The 16,718-nt window shown below is 56.5% G+C and carries 15 protein-coding genes and 2 pseudogenes; 11 read left to right on the forward strand and 6 right to left on the reverse strand.

The window, feature by feature from the left end; translation table 11 throughout:
* Positions 1-33 precede the first annotated feature (33 nt).
* Genes ACR0DS_RS19225 through ACR0DS_RS19245 form a run of 5 tightly spaced genes read left to right on the forward strand, consistent with a single transcriptional unit; the run spans position 34 to position 4,048 of the window.
* On the forward strand, positions 34-648 hold the full coding sequence (locus tag ACR0DS_RS19225) for a TetR/AcrR family transcriptional regulator (protein ID WP_480484947.1): 615 nt from the start codon (positions 34-36) through the stop codon (positions 646-648).
* On the forward strand, positions 645-1,799 hold the full coding sequence (locus tag ACR0DS_RS19230; protein ID WP_480560813.1) for an efflux RND transporter periplasmic adaptor subunit: 1,155 nt from the start codon (positions 645-647) through the stop codon (positions 1,797-1,799). The genes ACR0DS_RS19225 and ACR0DS_RS19230 overlap by 4 nt, the downstream gene beginning before the upstream one ends.
* Positions 1,796-2,932 carry an ABC transporter permease gene (locus ACR0DS_RS19235; RefSeq protein ID WP_480484949.1) on the forward strand — a complete coding sequence of 379 codons (1,137 nt, stop codon included), beginning with the start codon at positions 1,796-1,798 and terminating at the stop codon, positions 2,930-2,932. The genes ACR0DS_RS19230 and ACR0DS_RS19235 overlap by 4 nt, the downstream gene beginning before the upstream one ends.
* 4 nt (positions 2,933-2,936) lie before the next feature.
* Positions 2,937-3,650, forward strand: a complete 714-nt coding sequence (locus tag ACR0DS_RS19240) for an ABC transporter ATP-binding protein (protein ID WP_480484950.1) — start codon at positions 2,937-2,939, stop codon at positions 3,648-3,650.
* A complete protein-coding gene (locus tag ACR0DS_RS19245) occupies positions 3,647-4,048 on the forward strand; it encodes a hypothetical protein (RefSeq protein WP_480484951.1) in 402 nt (133 codons plus the stop codon). The genes ACR0DS_RS19240 and ACR0DS_RS19245 overlap by 4 nt, the downstream gene beginning before the upstream one ends.
* A 142-nt stretch (positions 4,049-4,190) precedes the next feature.
* Here the strand turns inward: ACR0DS_RS19245 and ACR0DS_RS19250 are convergent.
* Both ACR0DS_RS19250 and ACR0DS_RS19255 read right to left on the reverse strand, forming a co-directional pair.
* A pseudogene (locus ACR0DS_RS19250) lies at positions 4,191-4,877 on the reverse strand (IS6 family transposase).
* Positions 4,878-5,098: 221 nt separating this feature from the next.
* Positions 5,099-5,464 carry a winged helix-turn-helix transcriptional regulator gene (locus ACR0DS_RS19255; RefSeq protein ID WP_480484960.1) on the reverse strand — a complete coding sequence of 122 codons (366 nt, stop codon included), beginning with the start codon at positions 5,462-5,464 and terminating at the stop codon, positions 5,099-5,101.
* 124 nt (positions 5,465-5,588) lie between these two features.
* Here ACR0DS_RS19255 and gstA point away from each other — a divergent pair, with 124 nt between their 5' ends.
* The 5 genes and pseudogenes from gstA to ACR0DS_RS19280 all read left to right on the forward strand — a co-directional run bounded on the left by gstA (position 5,589) and on the right by ACR0DS_RS19280 (position 8,586).
* Positions 5,589-6,200 carry a glutathione transferase GstA gene (gstA, locus tag ACR0DS_RS19260; RefSeq protein WP_480484959.1) on the forward strand — a complete coding sequence of 204 codons (612 nt, stop codon included), beginning with the start codon at positions 5,589-5,591 and terminating at the stop codon, positions 6,198-6,200.
* A complete protein-coding gene (locus tag ACR0DS_RS19265) occupies positions 6,197-6,577 on the forward strand; it encodes a nuclear transport factor 2 family protein (protein ID WP_480560865.1) in 381 nt (126 codons plus the stop codon). The genes gstA and ACR0DS_RS19265 overlap by 4 nt, the downstream gene beginning before the upstream one ends.
* Before the next feature lie 4 nt (positions 6,578-6,581).
* On the forward strand, positions 6,582-6,803 hold the full coding sequence (locus ACR0DS_RS19270) for a tautomerase family protein (RefSeq protein WP_480560863.1): 222 nt from the start codon (positions 6,582-6,584) through the stop codon (positions 6,801-6,803).
* Entirely contained in the window at positions 6,800-7,783 is a 984-nt protein-coding gene (locus ACR0DS_RS19275; protein WP_480560861.1) for an NAD(P)H-dependent flavin oxidoreductase, read from the forward strand. The genes ACR0DS_RS19270 and ACR0DS_RS19275 overlap by 4 nt, the downstream gene beginning before the upstream one ends.
* A gap of 102 nt (positions 7,784-7,885) precedes the next feature.
* Positions 7,886-8,586, forward strand: a pseudogene (locus tag ACR0DS_RS19280) (IS6 family transposase).
* Between the two features lie 214 nt (positions 8,587-8,800).
* On the opposite strand, the gene ACR0DS_RS19285 reads toward ACR0DS_RS19280, so the two are convergent.
* The 4 genes from ACR0DS_RS19285 to ACR0DS_RS19300 all read right to left on the reverse strand — a co-directional run bounded on the left by ACR0DS_RS19285 (position 8,801) and on the right by ACR0DS_RS19300 (position 15,258).
* Entirely contained in the window at positions 8,801-11,200 is a 2,400-nt protein-coding gene (locus ACR0DS_RS19285) for a trimethylamine N-oxide demethylase (protein ID WP_480489463.1), read from the reverse strand.
* Between the two features lie 14 nt (positions 11,201-11,214).
* Positions 11,215-13,197 (reverse strand): ABC transporter permease, encoded by a 1,983-nt coding sequence (locus ACR0DS_RS19290; RefSeq protein ID WP_480484927.1) that lies wholly within the window; start codon positions 13,195-13,197, stop codon positions 11,215-11,217.
* On the reverse strand, positions 13,197-14,225 hold the full coding sequence (locus ACR0DS_RS19295; protein WP_480478516.1) for a quaternary amine ABC transporter ATP-binding protein: 1,029 nt from the start codon (positions 14,223-14,225) through the stop codon (positions 13,197-13,199). The genes ACR0DS_RS19290 and ACR0DS_RS19295 overlap by 1 nt, the downstream gene beginning before the upstream one ends.
* Positions 14,226-14,307: 82 nt before the next feature.
* Positions 14,308-15,258 (reverse strand): ABC transporter substrate-binding protein, encoded by a 951-nt coding sequence (locus ACR0DS_RS19300; protein ID WP_480484928.1) that lies wholly within the window; start codon positions 15,256-15,258, stop codon positions 14,308-14,310.
* Between the two features lie 239 nt (positions 15,259-15,497).
* Between ACR0DS_RS19300 and ACR0DS_RS19305 the strand changes: the two genes are divergently transcribed.
* Positions 15,498-16,433 carry a LysR substrate-binding domain-containing protein gene (locus ACR0DS_RS19305; protein WP_480484929.1) on the forward strand — a complete coding sequence of 312 codons (936 nt, stop codon included), beginning with the start codon at positions 15,498-15,500 and terminating at the stop codon, positions 16,431-16,433.
* Positions 16,434-16,718 lie beyond the last annotated feature (285 nt).

The raw sequence follows: 16,718 nt of genomic DNA on the forward strand, positions 1-16,718 counted from the left end.
GTTAGTTATTACTCACTAACATAATGGTTTCGAATGCCCGCCCGCAAGCCCGCAGATGAACGCAAGACCGAGATCGTACAAGCCATGCTGCGCCTCGCGGACGAGTTGGGCCCTGATCGCCTGACCACACAGTCGGTTGCTGATGCAGTCGGGCTGACGCAGCCCGCAATCTTCCGGCACTTCGCGACCAAACAGGATTTATGGTTGGCGGTAGCTAACGAGATTTCTGAACGCCTCCGAACCGCGTGGGGTGACGCGCTTAGGACATCTGCCGATCCGGCAGAGCGGATCAAAGCGCTGATTTTGGCTCAATTGCACCAGATCGAGACTATGCCGGCCATCCCGTCTATTCTTTTCTCGCGCGAGCTACAGGTAGAAAACGACGATCTCCGGCAAGCTGTTCTTACGCTGATGACTGAATTGGTCGCATTGCTGTCCATCGAGCTGACCAACGGACAGAAAGCGGGCCTGTTTGACACAAACCTGCCGCCCGAAGACGGAGCGCTACTGTTGATCTCGCTGGTACAAGGGTTGGCGATCCGCTGGACTCTGGGGAAACGCGGTTTCGCATTGGAATCCGAAGGGCACCGATTGCTCGACGCTCAGATGCGGCTATTCCGAATAGCAAGTACAGAGGTTTCGCCATGAACCGCCGTATCATCTTCGGTGTTACCCTTGCTGTCGGCCTCGCCGTCTTTGGCTGGCTTGTCCTTACAGAGCGCCCGGTTGGTGTTTCCACTGCCGCAATTGAAAAGAATGTCCCTGTTCGTGTTTATGGGCTAGGGACGGTCGAGGCCCGGATCGTCTCAGATGTCGGATTTGAAGTTGGTGCCACGCTGACAGAACTTTCAGTCGACAGTGGTGATACGATCAAAGCGGGGCAAGTCCTTGCCCGGCTTCATCCGACGGAACAACAAGCAAAAGTCGCGCGCGCCAAAGCCGGGATTGCCGCCGCAGAGGCCACTTTGGGCAAGGCTGAGGCAAATGTGATCCGCGCGCGTGCCATTCTTGCGCAACGGCAGTCGACAAATGCGCGCCAGCAGGAACTTGCCGGGCGCAATGCCGTCTCGACTCAGGCTGCAGAAGAGGCGCAGCGGGATGTCGATGTTGCAGCCGCTGATCTGGCCGTAGCAGAAAGTGATGTTGAGGTTGCCAAATCCATGCAAAGTGACGCCAAGGCAGCCCTGCAATACGAGCGTGTGCTGCTTGATCATCATGTGTTGCGGGCGCCATTTGACGCGGTCGTTGTTGAGCGCCACGTCGAAGCAGGTACTGTTGTTGTCGCTGGTGAACCTATCTTTACCCTTTTGGACCCGAACACTGTTTGGGCTTTGGCCTACATTGATGAAGAGAGGGCCGGGCCCCTGCAACTCGGACAAGTTGCCGAAGTGAGGTTGCGGTCTTTGCCCCATAAGGTCTTCACAGGCAAGATCGCGCGGATCGGTATAGAAAGTGACCGGGTGAACGAAGAACGCCGGGTCTGGATTGCATGCAATCAGTGCCCGGAACAGGTTTTTCTTGGCGAACAGGCCGAAGCTTGGATCACAGTGACAGAGCTGGTCGATGCGATGTTGGTTCCCGAGATCGCAATAACCGGTTTTGACGGGCATGAAGGTCTTATATGGGTCGCGCAGGATGGGCGTGCGCATCAGGTGTCGGCAGTCTTCGGTCACCGGACCGAGGATGCGCGGGTCGAACTGGTCGGTGGTATTCCCGACGGCTCGCAGGTCATCCTGGCACCCGGTAAAGGGCTGTCTGAGGGGCGCATGGTTCGGGTCGTCGAGAGGGATGCGCCATGAACCTCGCCTACCGCGATGTGCGTCACAATCTGTTCCGCTTCATGCTGACTTGCCTCGGCCTCAGCCTTCTGATGGCGGTCGTGCTGGCAATGATTGGTATTTACAATGGGCTGGTTGCGGACGCGCTGAACATCGTCAAAGCACCTCGAGCAGATCTTTGGATTGTTGAATCTGGTACACGCGGACCGTTTGCAGAAGCCTCGAAAATTCCCGACGGCACCCGTGATGCCGTGGGGCGATTGCATGGCGTGGCCGAAGCGGGCAGCATCACATACCAGACCGTCGAAGCGCCCTTTCGCGGCGAAACGCTACGCCTGTACGTGATCGGATACGAGCCAGGTCACCCCGGTGGACCCGAAGCAATCTCGGTAGGGCGTGGGATCAGCCAGTCCCATTTCGAGATCGTGGCAGATGCCAAATCCGGACTGTCCGTCGGCGATGTGATCCGACTGGGCCGCGATCCTTTCACTGTGGTAGGGTTGGTCGAGGATACGATGAATTCCGCCGGTGATCCGGCGGCGTTTATCACCTTGCGCGATGCGCAAGTGCTACAGACGCAACTGGCCCCGTCGGCTCAACGCGTCCAGGAGGCACGAGGCGCGGGGTTGCTCGAAAGTCAGGACAGCGTTGCGGCTGTGATCGCACGGCTTGAACCGCTTGCAGACCCGCAAGCAGTGGCGCAGTCGGTGCGCCAATGGAAACATCTTGGGGCCCTGACACAAGCCGATCAGGAGTCTATCTTGCTAATGTCTGTGGTGGATCGGGCAAAGCGGCAGATAGGTTTGTTTCTGGGCATCTTATTGTCCGTTTCAGCCGTTGTGATCGCATTGATTATCTACACGATGACCATGGAAAAGCTAAAGCAGATCGCCACACTCAAACTGATCGGCGCCCCCGACCGCACGATCATCGGGCTGATCGTGCAGCAATCCATTGCACTTGGTGCGGTCGGCTGGAGTTTCGGTCTGATCCTTATCCTGCTTGTCAAAGACTACTTCCCCCGCCGGGTTGTGTTGGAGCCGATCAACGCCGTCGCGCTGGCAGGGATCATCCTCATTGTCTGCATCGTCGCCAGCGGCCTTGGCGTTCGTGCAGCACTCAAGGTCGATCCGGCTACGGCAATCGGAGGGTGACGTCATGCTCAATGATCCGCGCCGCGTGATTGTAGATGTTACCAATGTCTCAAAGCACTTTGGCGAGGGCGGTGCACGTGTCGATGCACTGAAGGGTGTTGATCTGTCAGTCGAGGCGGGCGAAGTGGTGGCACTACTCGGCCCGTCTGGATCGGGTAAAACGACGCTTCTGAATGTCATTGGCTGCATCATTGCTCCGAGTACGGGGAAGGTTACGCTGGACAATGAGGCGGTTTACGACAAGCAATGGCTGCGAAACGATTTGCGTAGGCTACGGCTCGACAAGATCGGGTTTATCTTTCAGTTCCATAATCTTCTGCCATTTCTCGATGCCAAGGATAACGTTGCTCTGGTGCTGAAACTGGCTGGAAAGTCGACGGTCGAGGCGCAAAGGCGCGCTGTCGAACTGCTGGACTATCTGGAGGTCGGTCACCGCAGGGATGCGATGCCCGCGCTTCTGTCCGGAGGTGAGGCGCAGCGTGTGGCCATCGCACGCGCCCTTGCCAACAGCCCGCGCATCATTCTGGCAGATGAACCAACTGCGGCGCTTGACAGCCAGAGGGCCGGGATCGTGATGGACCTGATGCGCAAGCTCGCAGCTGAGCAAGACGCCTGCATCATCGCGGTGACGCATGATGAAAAGATTTACGACCGGTTCGACAAGCTGTTCCACTTACGCGACGGCCGACTTGATGGAACGGAAGGGGGCGCGACATGAAAAATGCAACCACTGGCAACCGCGCCCTGAACATAGCGGCGAGCGTGGCAATAGTGTTCGGCGCGTTGACTGTTTTCTCAGGCGGACGGGCCTTGTTTGGTGGCGATGAAGCACGCGCAGCCGTTGGTAATGCAGTGCCCTTCGTGCTGTGGTTCAACTTTCTGGCAGGATTCGCCTATGTCGTGGCCGGCATTGGACTGTTTCTTCGGCACCGGTCAGCGGCCTGGATATCAACAGGTATTCTGGTTGCCACCGTTCTGGTTTTTCTGGCCTTCGGCGCTCATGTGCTGCAAGGCAATGCCTATGAGATGCGCACCCTCGGCGCGATGACCTTGCGCACGGGTGTCTGGTTAGCCATTTCCGTTGTGGCTTGGGTGCATATCTGGCGAGCAGAATGACTCGCCTGTAGATATGCCGTTACTCGCGGGACATTTCCTTTAACCTCGCAGTCGGGGACAAAGGAGATGTTTATGAATCAGGACGTACGCGGGTGTTGTCACGTTAACGTCCGGTCGACGAGGGAATGCTGATGGTCGGGATTCAAGCGGCTCGAGTGGCAGCATTCCAAGCGTTAGTTGCCTCGAGGCGGTGACAACGGATTGTTAGTGCGGAGCGACGACGTGCCGGGACGCGGAAGCAATTTCTAACGGCTAATGGGTGGTTACGAACCGCTGCAAACCTCCTGGAGATCGGTATCCTGGCATCGCCCGTTCTCGCTTTCGGAATGGGAGGGGGCTGTTTTCAGCTCGATTGTTGAGGCCCTTGTGCGACCAACGATCCAAGCCCGGCGCGATTTCCCGTTTGGCGGTGCCATAGGACCGCAACTTGTTCGTGATGATCCGCTTGGGAATGAAACCAAGGTGCTTGATCAGGCCGCGCAACAGCCGTTTTGCCGCCTGGGTTGGAGTGCTTCGTCCGACACGAACCATGCTGATCAACCGCGCGCCAAAGCCAATACTTGCGCCCCGCGAGTCTCACAGCAACTTCATCCAGATGCCAGACATCACCTGGACGGTTCAGTCTCTGCCGCAGACTTCGAGCTACCACCGGCCCGAATTTGATGACCCAGCGCCGAACAGTTTCGTAAGAAGCATCGCGCACGCGCTGCAGCAGCATCTCTTCAACTTCCCGCAAGCTCAGATTGAAGCGAACGTACAGCCACACCGCGTGCGCGATGAGCTGAGGCGGAAACCGGTGGCGCTTGTAGCTGATTGACGATGTCTTCATCAATGTCACCTACAGCCAATGTCGGGCATCAGCAGCCTAACGACAGTTAATGTGACAACACAGAAAGAAAGGCTCGAGACACGCCATTTGCGCGTCGATCAGCCAGAAAAATCACTCATGTCACCGCTCCGTTTTCGGAGCTGTGAAGCACGCGGCACAACAAAAACCAATGAATCCTGACCCTAGATTTGCTGCAAAGCTGTCCGAGAAGACGGGACCACTTAATCTGCCCCCTGTTGACTACTTTGTCGTGCCTTCAGTCGGTGGCCGACCTGAACAATCGCGTCAAGGGCCGGGATCAATTCGGCCCCAAGCTCGGTCAGGCTGTATTCCGTCGAGGGGGGCGACGTGCGCCGGACATGGCGGACCAGCACACCTCGTGCAGCCAGTTCCGACAAACGGGCCGAAAGTACCTTGGCAGAAATCGGCGGAATATCCGAACGCAGTTCACTAAAGCGGCGCGGCCCGGCCCGCAACGACCAGATCACGTTCGGCGCCCAGGCACCTGCAATCACAGCCATGCATTCGGTCAGCATGCAGGGTTCGGGTGGCGCAGGGCTTCGGTTGTTCCGCATCTTCAGGGCCATGAGTCGTTACCAGGTTTCTGTTGGGTTACTCTATTTTTTAAGTAACCATCAGAAACCTAGTTGTCAACGGATATTCCCTTCTCCATGTCTATGGTGCCACCAGTAATCCCCAGAAAGGAATACCATGAAACTCTACTACAAACCGGGCGCATGTTCGCTTGCCAGCCACATCGTGCTGACCGAAATCGGCACTCCCTTCGAAACTGAGGCCGTTGATACCGCGGCTGGCCGCACTGAATCCGGCGCGGATTTTAGATCCATCAACCCCCGAGGATATGTGCCGGTGCTTGCGCTGGACGACGGTGAACTTGTCAGGGAGGGATCCGCTATTCTTCAATATCTTGCTGATAAGAACCCGTCCTCTGATCTGGCACCATCAAACGGAACGATGGCCCGGACACGGGTTCAGGAATATCTGAGTTTTGTGGCGGCCGATCTGCACAAATCCTTCAGCCCGCTGTTCAAGGGTGATTCCACCGACGCCGAAAAAACCAAGGCGCGCAGCATCGTCAAAACAAAATTCGATCAGGTCGAAAACATACTGGCCGATGGGCGGGAATACCTTGTGGACGGAAAGTTTTCGGTCGCGGACGCATATCTTTTCGTTGTCTCGAACTGGGCAAATTTTACGGAAATCGATTTGTCCGGCTGGCCAAACCTGAAAGCCTATGTCGAGCGGGTGGCAGCACGTCCCGCAACACAAACGGCGATGCGCGCCGAAGGGCTGATCCAATGACCCCGGCCGATCACAAAGCTGTGGTCGAATTGATGGAGGCCTATTTTGACGGCCTTCATCACGCCGACAGCAACGCCTTGAGACAGGTGTTTCACCCGAAACTGGCTTATATCTGCGCCACCGAAGGGGATGAGCTGTATCTGGATCTTGAGAGCTATATGGCCCGTTTGGATCAGCGTGAACCGCCAGCCAAGCGCGGTGACCCGCGCGATGAAGAGATATTGCAGGTCTCCTTCGGCAGTCCGAGGCTGGCCCATGTCATGGCCCGTATGTCGATGATGGGGCGCGATTATCTGGATTACCTTTCCCTTGTCCGCCACGGCAATGACTGGCGGATTGTCACCAAGGTCTTCTCCTACGTTCCAAGGAAGGATTAAAACCATGCCATATGTGAATATCAAAGTAACCCGTGAAGGTGGTCCTGACGGAACCGGCCCAAGCCAGAGCGAGAAAGCAAAGCTGATCGCCGGAGTGAGCGAACTGTTGCACGAGGTGCTGGGCAAAAACCCGGCAACCACAGTCGTCGTGATTGACGAGGTCGATCTGGACAACTGGGGCATCGGTGGGCTGCCGGTTGTCGACTACCGAAAGACGGCCACGTGAAAACCCGGCTGACCGAGCGCCTGAACCTGTCCCACCCGATCATTCAGGCGCCAATGGCGTTTGTTGCGGGTGGGTCGTTGGCCTCGGCTGTGACGCAGGCGGGCGGGCTCGGGCTGGTCGGCGGGGGTTACGGCGATCGGGACTGGATTGCGCAACAGTTCGATGCAGCCGGAACCACCCCTGTCGGGTGCGGTCTGATCACATGGAAGCTGGCAGAGCAGCCCGCTCTGCTCGATTACGTGCTGGAGCGCGGGCCAGCCGCGGTCTTTCTGTCCTTTGGTGATCCTGCACCCTTTGCCGACAGGATCAAACGGACGGGCGTTCCGCTTATCTGCCAAATCCAGACACTTCGGGACGCGCTGCGTGCCATTGCAGTTGGCGCCGATGTCATTGTGGCTCAGGGGACCGAAGCTGGTGGCCACGGCGAGGTGCGCGGCACGATCGCGCTTGTGCCCGAAGTGGCGGATAAAATTGACGCATCGAACAGTTCGGCTGTACTTTGCGCCGCCGGTGGTATCGGCGATGGTCGCGGTCTGGCTGCGGCCCTGATGCTTGGCGCAGATGGCGTTGTGATAGGAACTCGGTTTGTTGCTGCAGATGAGGCGCTGATCCATCCGCAGATTCTCAGCGACATCTTGCGCGCATCAGGGGATGAAACCGTTCGAACCTCGGTTCCCGACATCATTCGCGGTTATTCTTGGCCGGACCGATACTCAATCCGGGTACGTCGAAATGATTTTGTCAGTAAATGGCATGGTCGAGAAGCCGCGCTAGACGCCGGCTTGGATGTCGAAAGACGACTTTGGAACGATGCTCAGAATTCCGGAAATCCGTCAATCGTTCCCGGTATTGTCGGCGAAGGTGTGGGTATCATAAGAACCTCGAAACCTGCAGAACAGATCATTGACGAGATCATGCACGATGCGATCAACCTTATCAAAGGTGAAGGCGACAGACATATGTTTCGGCATAAGGCTTGATTGTCAATCGGTCAAAAAACGCGATTAGATAGGATCTAATGGTGTTGTCACATTAACTGTCGTTAGGCTGCTGATGCCCGACATTGGGCGGAGGTGACATTGATGAAGACATCGTCAATCAGCTACAAGCGCCCCCGGTTTCCGCCTCAGCTCATCGCGCATGCAGTGTGGCTGTACGTTCGCTTCAATCTGAGCCTGCGGGAAGTTGAAGAGATGCTGCTGCAGCGCGTGCGCGATGCTTCTTACGAAACTGTTCGGCGCTGGGTCATCAAATTCGGGCCGGTGGTTGCTCCAAATCTATGGCAGAGACATGGCCGCCCAGATGATGTCTGGCATCTGGATGAAATTGTCGTGGACATTTCAGGTCGCAAGTATCGGCTTTGGCGCGCGGTCGATCAGCATGGCGTCGTGTCGGACGAAGTACTCCAATCCAGGCGGGACAAACGGGCGGCAAAACGGCTGTTGCGCGGCCTGATCAAGCACCTTGGTTTCATTCCCAAGCGGATCATCACGAACAAGTTGCGGTCCTATGGCACCGCCAAACGGGAAATCGCGCCGGGCTTGGATCGTTGGTCGCACAAGGGCTTGAACAACTGCGCGGAAAACAGCCCCCTCCCATTCCGAAAGCGAGAACGGACGATGCCAGGATACCGATCTCCAGGAGGTTTGCAGCGGTTCGTAACCACCCATCAGCCGTTAGAAATTGCTTCCGCGTCCCGGCACGTCGTCGCTCCGCACTAACAATCCGTTGTCACCGCCTCGAGGCAACTAACGCCTGGAATGCTGCCACTCGAGCCGCTTGAATCCCGACCATCAGCATTCCCTCGTCGACCGGACGTTAACGTGACAATACCGTTTCGGATACTGCGCACCTTTGAAATAAATCATGGACTGGTTCTCGAGTGAATACACCGGCGGCCATTCACCGTCTGCATTCGAGCGCGTCAATAGTCAAAAGTTTGCAACATAACCCTTTACGGTGCCCGGCCAAATCACAAGCCCGGCCCTCTTGGTCAACTACTCTGCTGCGTCCGAAACCGTGGTTTCTGAGTATATCCCTTTCACACGTTCCTTTGTCGGATCAAAATGAGGGAATGGAACGATCCTGGCTTTCAACCGTTTTTGTTGGCCGTCCAATTGCCCGATTTCGATGTCTGCCCCAATTGTCGCGTGGGTAACTGAAATCCGACCCAAAGCGATGACTTTCCCTAAAACGGGTGATTTCATTGCGCTGGTAATCGCTCCAACCTGCGCCTTTCCGACGCGGACGCAGTCGCCGGGTGACGGGACGACGCCGCCTTCGATTTCAAAACCAACCAGCCTTCGGTGGGGGTGCGCCTTGCGTTCTTCGATTGCTGCCCGCCCGATGAAATCGTCGGTTTTTGATTTCAGCGGCACGGTAAAACCGATGCCGGCTTCAAACGGGTCCGTCTGGTCGTCGAATTCTGACCCGGCAAAAATCAGGCCCCCTTCGATCCGCAGCATATCAAGTGCCCCAAGGCCCAGCGGCGTGATCCCATAATCCTGACCTGCCTCCCAGACTCGGTCGAAGATTTCCACTGCATCTTTGGGATGGCAGAAGATTTCATATCCAAGCTCACCGGAATACCCTGTTCGGGAGATCACGACAGATGTTCCGCGCACATCTCCGACCCGTGCAACGGTCAGTCTGAACCATGGAAGTTCGTCAATCGTTGGTTGCTGTGGGGGTGTCCAGAAAATTCTGGAGAGAATGTCGCGACTGTGCCGCCCTTGAACCGCGATGTTGTGCAGCTGATCCGTCGAATTGCGAACCCAGACATTCAAGTTGCGTTTTTGCGCTTGTTCCTGAAGCCACAATCCACTGGTGTCATTCCCGCCGATCCAGCGGAAGTTCGTCTCACCCAGACGATAGACGGTGCCATCGTCAATCATCCCGCCGTGCTCATAACACATTGCGGTATAGACGACCTGACCGACGCTTAGCTTTTTCATGTTGCGGGTCACGCATAGCTGCATCAGCTCTTCTGCATCGGGTCCGACAACTTCGTATTTACGCAAAGGACTCAGGTCCATGACGGCAACCTTGTCCCGACAGGCCCAGTATTCAGAAATCGCACCATGATTGGTCATCGTGTTCGGCAGCCAATAGCCGTTATACTCGACGAAATCACGGGTATGCCGCGCAAAGCAGTCGTGAAAAGCAGTTTTCTTGGTTTCTTCCACATCCGCCTCCGCAGATTTTCTATAGCCGTAGGATCGTTGAAAATCCTCGGTCGCCTTGTACGTTCGCACCTGAATATCGGTCGGGTTCCACCCGTTTGCCGGATCAATGTCGCAGGGACATGCCGTGCTGATGCAGACCAGATCGGTCAGCGCGCGCAGCAACACGAAGTCACCCGGTCGCGACCAGGGATCGTCCATGCCAATGGCATTGGCGTCATCCAGCATCGTGTTGAAAAAGAAGTTGATCGCAGGCCAGCCGCCGCGCGGCTTGATGCCATACTGGTCCAGATCTTTGTTAATATTGTCCGAACAGTTTACGTGGCCTGGATAGCCAAGGTCTTCGTAGTACCGCGCCGTACAAGCAAGGCCAAACGTGTCATGACGACCGCAAGTGTCCTGCACGATTTCGATCAAGGGTTCCTGATCGACGGACCAGTATTTCGAAAATATCCCCGGTTGCGGATACAGGCTGCCCATCAGGCTGCGGGTCGTCGTCGGATCGATTTCGCGCTCGATCCCCTGATCCAGCGCCCGGCGGCTGAAGGCCTGAAAATCCGAGCATTCGCGGCCGCGAATATCCAAGATCTGGATGAATTCTCCAGCTTTGACCTCATAAGATATGGCGTTTCCCGGTTGAATGTTGATGTCCCTGAGAGGGTCGGCCAACGGCTCAGGCGCGCCAACACCCGGCTTTTCCAGACCCGGCGCGGAACGCTGAATATAGAGGATGATATCCGTTGGAGGGTTGTTGTTTTCCGGGCGCATCGCCTCGCCGGGTGCGGCGACGATCAGAAGACCATCGCTTTCCGCCACGAAATGCACCATGTCGCCGGGGCGCGAGCCTTCGACAAAAGCGCGGATTGCGTCGCCCTGCCCGATGTCAAACCCCGCAGCCTCGAGCGCGCGCAGAACCTTCCGGCCCGAAGCGGAACCGTTTGCCAGCGTTGCGATCACCCCGTCGGGACACCCGTGTCCCCGCGCGCCGAGCATCGCCGCGTCCGAGCTTCGGTCGGGGGCAAAAAATACCATCTCAGCGGGCTGCATTCCATCGCGATCCAGCAATGTGATCGTGTCCCCTTTGGACACCGGAACGGCGCGCGATCCCATTGCGGGAACCGGATGGCGTTCTGTGCCATGCGGCAGGATGGGCAGACCAGGAGCCAGCACCCCGCTGCGTTCGAACGGTACCTCAAACAAGGGTTTGACGTTCATCTGAACAACTCCGGTTAATCCAGCCCCAAAGCGCGCTTGCGCTTTTCGGCCCAACTGCTGATTGCCATATCAAAGGTCAACGCCATCAGAGACACGTTCAGACCCAGTACAAAATTCTTGCCCAATTCGGTGCCTGCCAGGGTTCGCTGCAATTCCTGCCCCAGATCCTGCGTGCCGATGAACGCGGCGATAATGACCATGAAGAACGCGAACATGATGGCCTGATTGAACCCGACGGCCATAGTCGGCAGCGCCAGTGGAAACTGTACTGACATCAGTTTTTGTCTGCGCGTCGAACCAGACATATCCGCGGCTTCGGTCATTTCCGGCGGCACGCTTCCCAGACCGATGATGGTATAGCGGATCAGCGGCACGGCGGCGAAGATCAGGATGGAAAACACGACCGCCACGTCATTGACGCCGAACAGCATGATCGCGGGGATCAGATAGATGAAGCTAGGGAAGGTTTGCGCAGTGTCGCAGGCCAGCAGGATACTCTTGGACCAGCGTTTGGACCGAGCTGCGACTACGCCCAAGGGGATACCGATCAGAGTTGCCAACACAACCGCTGAAATCACTGTATAGAGCGTGATGACCGAGCGATCCCACCAGCCGGAAAACGCGACGATTGTAAAAAACACCGCAGCATAGATACCGGGTTTGCGGCCTCCGATCCAATAGGCAAAGGAGACAACCAGCAGGATGAACGCAGGTGTCGGAATGGCAAGCAAAGTATCACGAAACGGGATCAGAACTTTTACGTTCAGGAACCAGCGCAGCCATTCGGTTGTCCCTTTGATCACATCGAAGGCCAAAACCGACTTGATCACATCGTCGATTTCCTTTCCCTGGCTCAGATGCTGCTTGCGACCAACTTCAGCCAGGATCGGAAACACTTGCGACAACAGGGTGAACCCGACGAACAGACCCACTGCGATTAGCGGAATCCAGTGCCGTTTCCACCATGGCGTTCCGCGTTCGAAATGAATGGGCTGTTTGACGACCCAGGCCTTCGACATCCGGTCAAGCATGACCGCCAGAAGAACGATGGTCACGCCGATTTCAAACGAACGGCCAAGTTTGAAGCTGCCCATCATTGCAAGCAACTTGGCTCCAAGGCCCGGCATGCCGATAAAGGCGGTGAGAACCACCATTGCCAGACACAGCATGATCACCTGATTGACACCTACCAGTACTTCGGTGCGTGCGGCTGGGACGTATACATGCCGCAGCATTTGCCAGCGTGTACATCCAGACATCTGGCCGGCTTCGATCACTTCGGGGCTGACTTTCTTCAGACCCAGTGTGGTCATCAGGATCATCGGCGGGATGGCAAAGGTGATTGTTGCCACGGCCCCCGCGGTTGGTCCGACTTTGAAAAAGATCACCGCTGGCAAGAGATAAGTAAAGAATGGCAGGGTTTGCAGAACGGACAGGATGGGTTTCAGCACCCGCTCGAACCGGCCATACTTCCAGGCGGCGATGCCCAGCACCAGGCCCAGCACAAACGCCAGCGGTGCCGCCACTACAATGACAGACATGGTCTGCATGGCGATGTTCCACTGGCCGATTGCAGCGGTCCAGATGAACGTACCCGCACCCAGAGCCGCCAGCCGCCACCCCCCCACGGCATAGCCCACAACAGCAGCGACAGCAGCGATTGCTGACCACGGGATTGGGCCCAGATAAGGCCAGCGGCGCTTGCCTTCGAGCAGGTTGGCCGACATATCCAACAGGAATTCCAACGGGCCTTCGGCGATAAAGCGGGTCACGTAGATCAGACCAAGGTCGTTTTGGATGAAATTGAAGATCGCATCCAGCACCTGCGCCGTCGGCGGGATTGCTGCCTCGGGAATGCGGTTCAACCATTCAGGGAGAATTCCGACCGCCTTGGCAAGGATCAGCGCAAAGGCGGTGATCAGAAGTGCGGTAAGGACTCTGGTGCGCCCCCACGCACCGTCTGCCGTGTCCGGTAATTCGGTGGACAGTGTCGCCATCATTCGGCTCCGAGCAGAACGTTCAACGCGGCATCGCGATCCAGAACACCGGTGACAACGCCAGTTTCATCCGCAACCGGCAGCAGGATACGCTTGTCATTGACCAGAACCCGGGCCAGTTCATGAATGGTTGATCCGCCATTGATCGGCGCGCCTTCAAGGGTATGGCCGTTCACCGGTTTTGCCAGCCCTTTGGCATGCACCACGCGGGCCTTGTCGATATCCTCGGTGAATTTCGCCACATATTCGGTCGCCGGGTTCATCACGATCTGATCCGGAGTATCGCATTGTTCGACCGCACCGTTGCGCATTATAGCAATCCGGTCAGCCAGACGCAGCGCCTCGTCGAAATCATGGGTGATGAAGACGATGGTTTTGCCCAGCATCTCTTGCAGGCGCAGGAATTCATCCTGCATTTCACGGCGGATCAGCGGATCAAGCGCCGAGAAGGGTTCATCCAGAAACCAGATATCCGGTTCGATAGCCAGCGACCGGGCGATACCGACCCGTTGTTGCTGGCCACCGCTCAATTCCCGTGGGAAGTATTCTTCCCGTCCTTCAAGGCCCACCAGCTTGATGACCTCCAAAGCGCGTTCGCGCCGGTCGTGGCGATCCTGCCCACGCATTTCCAGCGGGAAGGCGACATTGTCCAGAACCGTGCGGTGCGGCAGCAACCCGAAAGACTGAAACACCATCCCCATCTTGTTGCGGCGCAATTCGATCAGATCGCGCTCGCTGAGTTTCATGATGTCCTGACCGTCTACTTCGATCGTGCCTCCGGTGATGTTGTGCAGACGCGAAAAGCACCGCACCAGCGTGGATTTGCCCGATCCTGACAACCCCATGATGACAAGCATCTCGCCACGGCCAACCTCGATCGAGACATCCTTGACCCCGGCGATATACCCATCCTCACGGATCTCGTCGAAACTGCGGCCTGCCGGCATGGACTTCAGATAGCTCTCGGGCGAGGGTCCAAACAGTTTCCAGACATTCTTGGCTGATATGACAGGCGCGATGGCGGGCATGGCTGCTTTTCTTTCTTGTTGAGCGCGGCCCTGGATCACAAAACGATCAAGGCCGCGCCAGATTCATTATACGTAGCCGTTATCAACTGCAGGCATTGATCCAGGGGTCAACAACGGCACGGTTGGCGTCCAGCCATTCCTCTGCCGCTTCTTCCGGCTCAAGCTCATCAGTGTCGACCAGCTTTGCCATTTCCGCGATCTGAGGGTTGGTGAAAGAAATCTGGGTCAGGGCGCAATACGCGGCTGGCCACTTGTCTTTCATGCCATCCCAAGCCGCCTTTTTCAGATATCCACTTGCCGGGTTGCCACAATCATACAGCGCGTCCGGGTTCGGACCCTTGGCAGGATCCTTGTCGCAGCCGTCTTCCCATGCAGGGAACTCCACAAACTCACCGGGCCAGACGGCTTCGGCAAAGTTTGGCGTCCAGTTGAATACAAGAACCGGGGTCTTGTCGGCCTCGGCGGCACCAATCTCGGCCCACAACGCTGCGGCGGAACCCGCATTGATCACGGTGAAGTTCAGATCAAGCGCTTCGGCGCGTTCCTTACCATGTTTCAACCAGTCTACCGGACCATCAAGATACCGACCCTTATCCCCGGTCTCGGCCGTGGCAAACAGGTGCGCGCAGTCGTTCAGTGCATTCCAATCAGGCAGGCCCGGGCAGGATTCCTTGGTCCACATCGGGTACCACCAATCTTCGCGCGTGACGGCATCATGATCGCCCGCGTCATGCAAACCGCCCTTTTCCAGCGCGGCCCGGTAGGATGCGCCAAACGCGCCTTCCCAGACTTCCATCTCAAGCGCGACGTCGCCCAAGCGGACCGATTCATAAACCGCCTGGCTGTCGGTGGTGACATATTCGACGTTGTTGCCCATCTCTTCGAAGATCAGACCGACGACGTTGGACATCACGATCTGGCTGGACCAGTTGTGAATTGGAATGACAATCGGGTCGCTGCTGTCTTCGGCAATCGCCCCGGTTCCCGCTACTGCCGCCAAGGTTGCTGCGGAAAGGAGGTTTGTAAGTTTCATGTTCGCTCCCTGAGTGAGGTTCGTTTTTTGTCAAAGGGGCTCTTCCGGCCCGCGAATTTGTGCATTTTGCCTAGAATCGCTCATAATGCAGAAAAGAAATTTGAGGGGCGTTGACCATAAAATCTTGAGGCAAACTCAACTTTTTACTATGTTAACAGTCGGTTGCCCGTTCAGACGGCAACGGGTGACCATGAATGTTTTTGCGTGTGGCCGCGTCCAGATCGGGAAAGATCCTGTAAATGCCAAAGAAAACATCAGTCACAGGGAAAGTCCTTCCTCCGCTTGATTATTTGTTGGCGTTTGAAGCCGCGGCAAAAGCGCAAAGCTTTGTGCAGGCCAGTAAGGTGCTGAACATCTCGGAAACCGCGATCAGCCGCAAAGTGCGCCTGCTGGAGCAGCATTATGATGTGCCATTGTTTGTGCGAGGTCACCGTTCGGTGTCACTGACGCAACAAGGTGCCATTCTGTTGGCAACTGTCGAGAAGTCTCTGGATCAGATGCGGGACGTCAGCCGTGAGATGCTGGCCAAACATCAGGCCAACAAGGTGTCGATTTCCGCGACGAACTCTGTCGCGTCTTTGTGGTTGATGCCACAACTGCACAAGTTCAACAAATCCAACGGTCGTATCCGTATTTCGCTGGTGTCTTCGGACAGTGACGCAGAATGCCTTTCGGATTCCATGGACCTGACAATACTGCGTGGAGATGGCGAGTGGCCGGGATACGAAGCAAAGCTTCTGTTCGGAGAAACAGTGTTTCCGGTTTGTAGCCCCGAGTACCTCAGAAGCAACCCCAATGCGGCAGTTCTTTCCGCGCTGCCGGAACTGGACCTTATTGAAGTCACCAGCAGCCATGCGGAGTGGATGACATGGCGTACATGGTTCAGCGGTAACGGTGTTTCCACCTCAGCGATGGAACAAGCTGTGGCTTTCAACACCTATCCACTGTCGGTTCAGGCTGCCGTCGATGGTTTGGGAATTGCATTGGGCTGGGCCCATCTTGTTGACCCCTTGCTTGAGAGCGGCGCGTTGGTCAGGCCGGTCCAGAACGCTTCGGTGCGAACGCAATCCGGATACTACCTGCTGAAAAGGCCGCTTCAAAAAGCTTTCCCGGAACAGCGCATCGTCGAGGATTGGTTGCTGGGTCTCAGCGCAGGTCGAAAAAGATACGCCTGATCCTGGTCGCAAACCGCTGATTCTTGACTTGATGTTTGGAAATGTCCCTTGGGCGTTCTAAACTCACGTATTGACCCTTGGGAATATTTATTTACCTTAAAGAAAATTTCGACCGAATCTGGCCCTGCGTTTTGTCGCTTTGGCCGGACCAATTCAGACTATCTCACGCAGGGAGACCAAACCCAATGAGCTATAAATCCGACATCGAAATTGCGCGTGAAGCGAATAAGAAGCCGATCCAGGAGATCGGCGCGAAGCTTGGAATATCCAGTGATGATCTTTTGC

The organism is Ruegeria sp. AF5 (genome assembly GCF_056541905.1).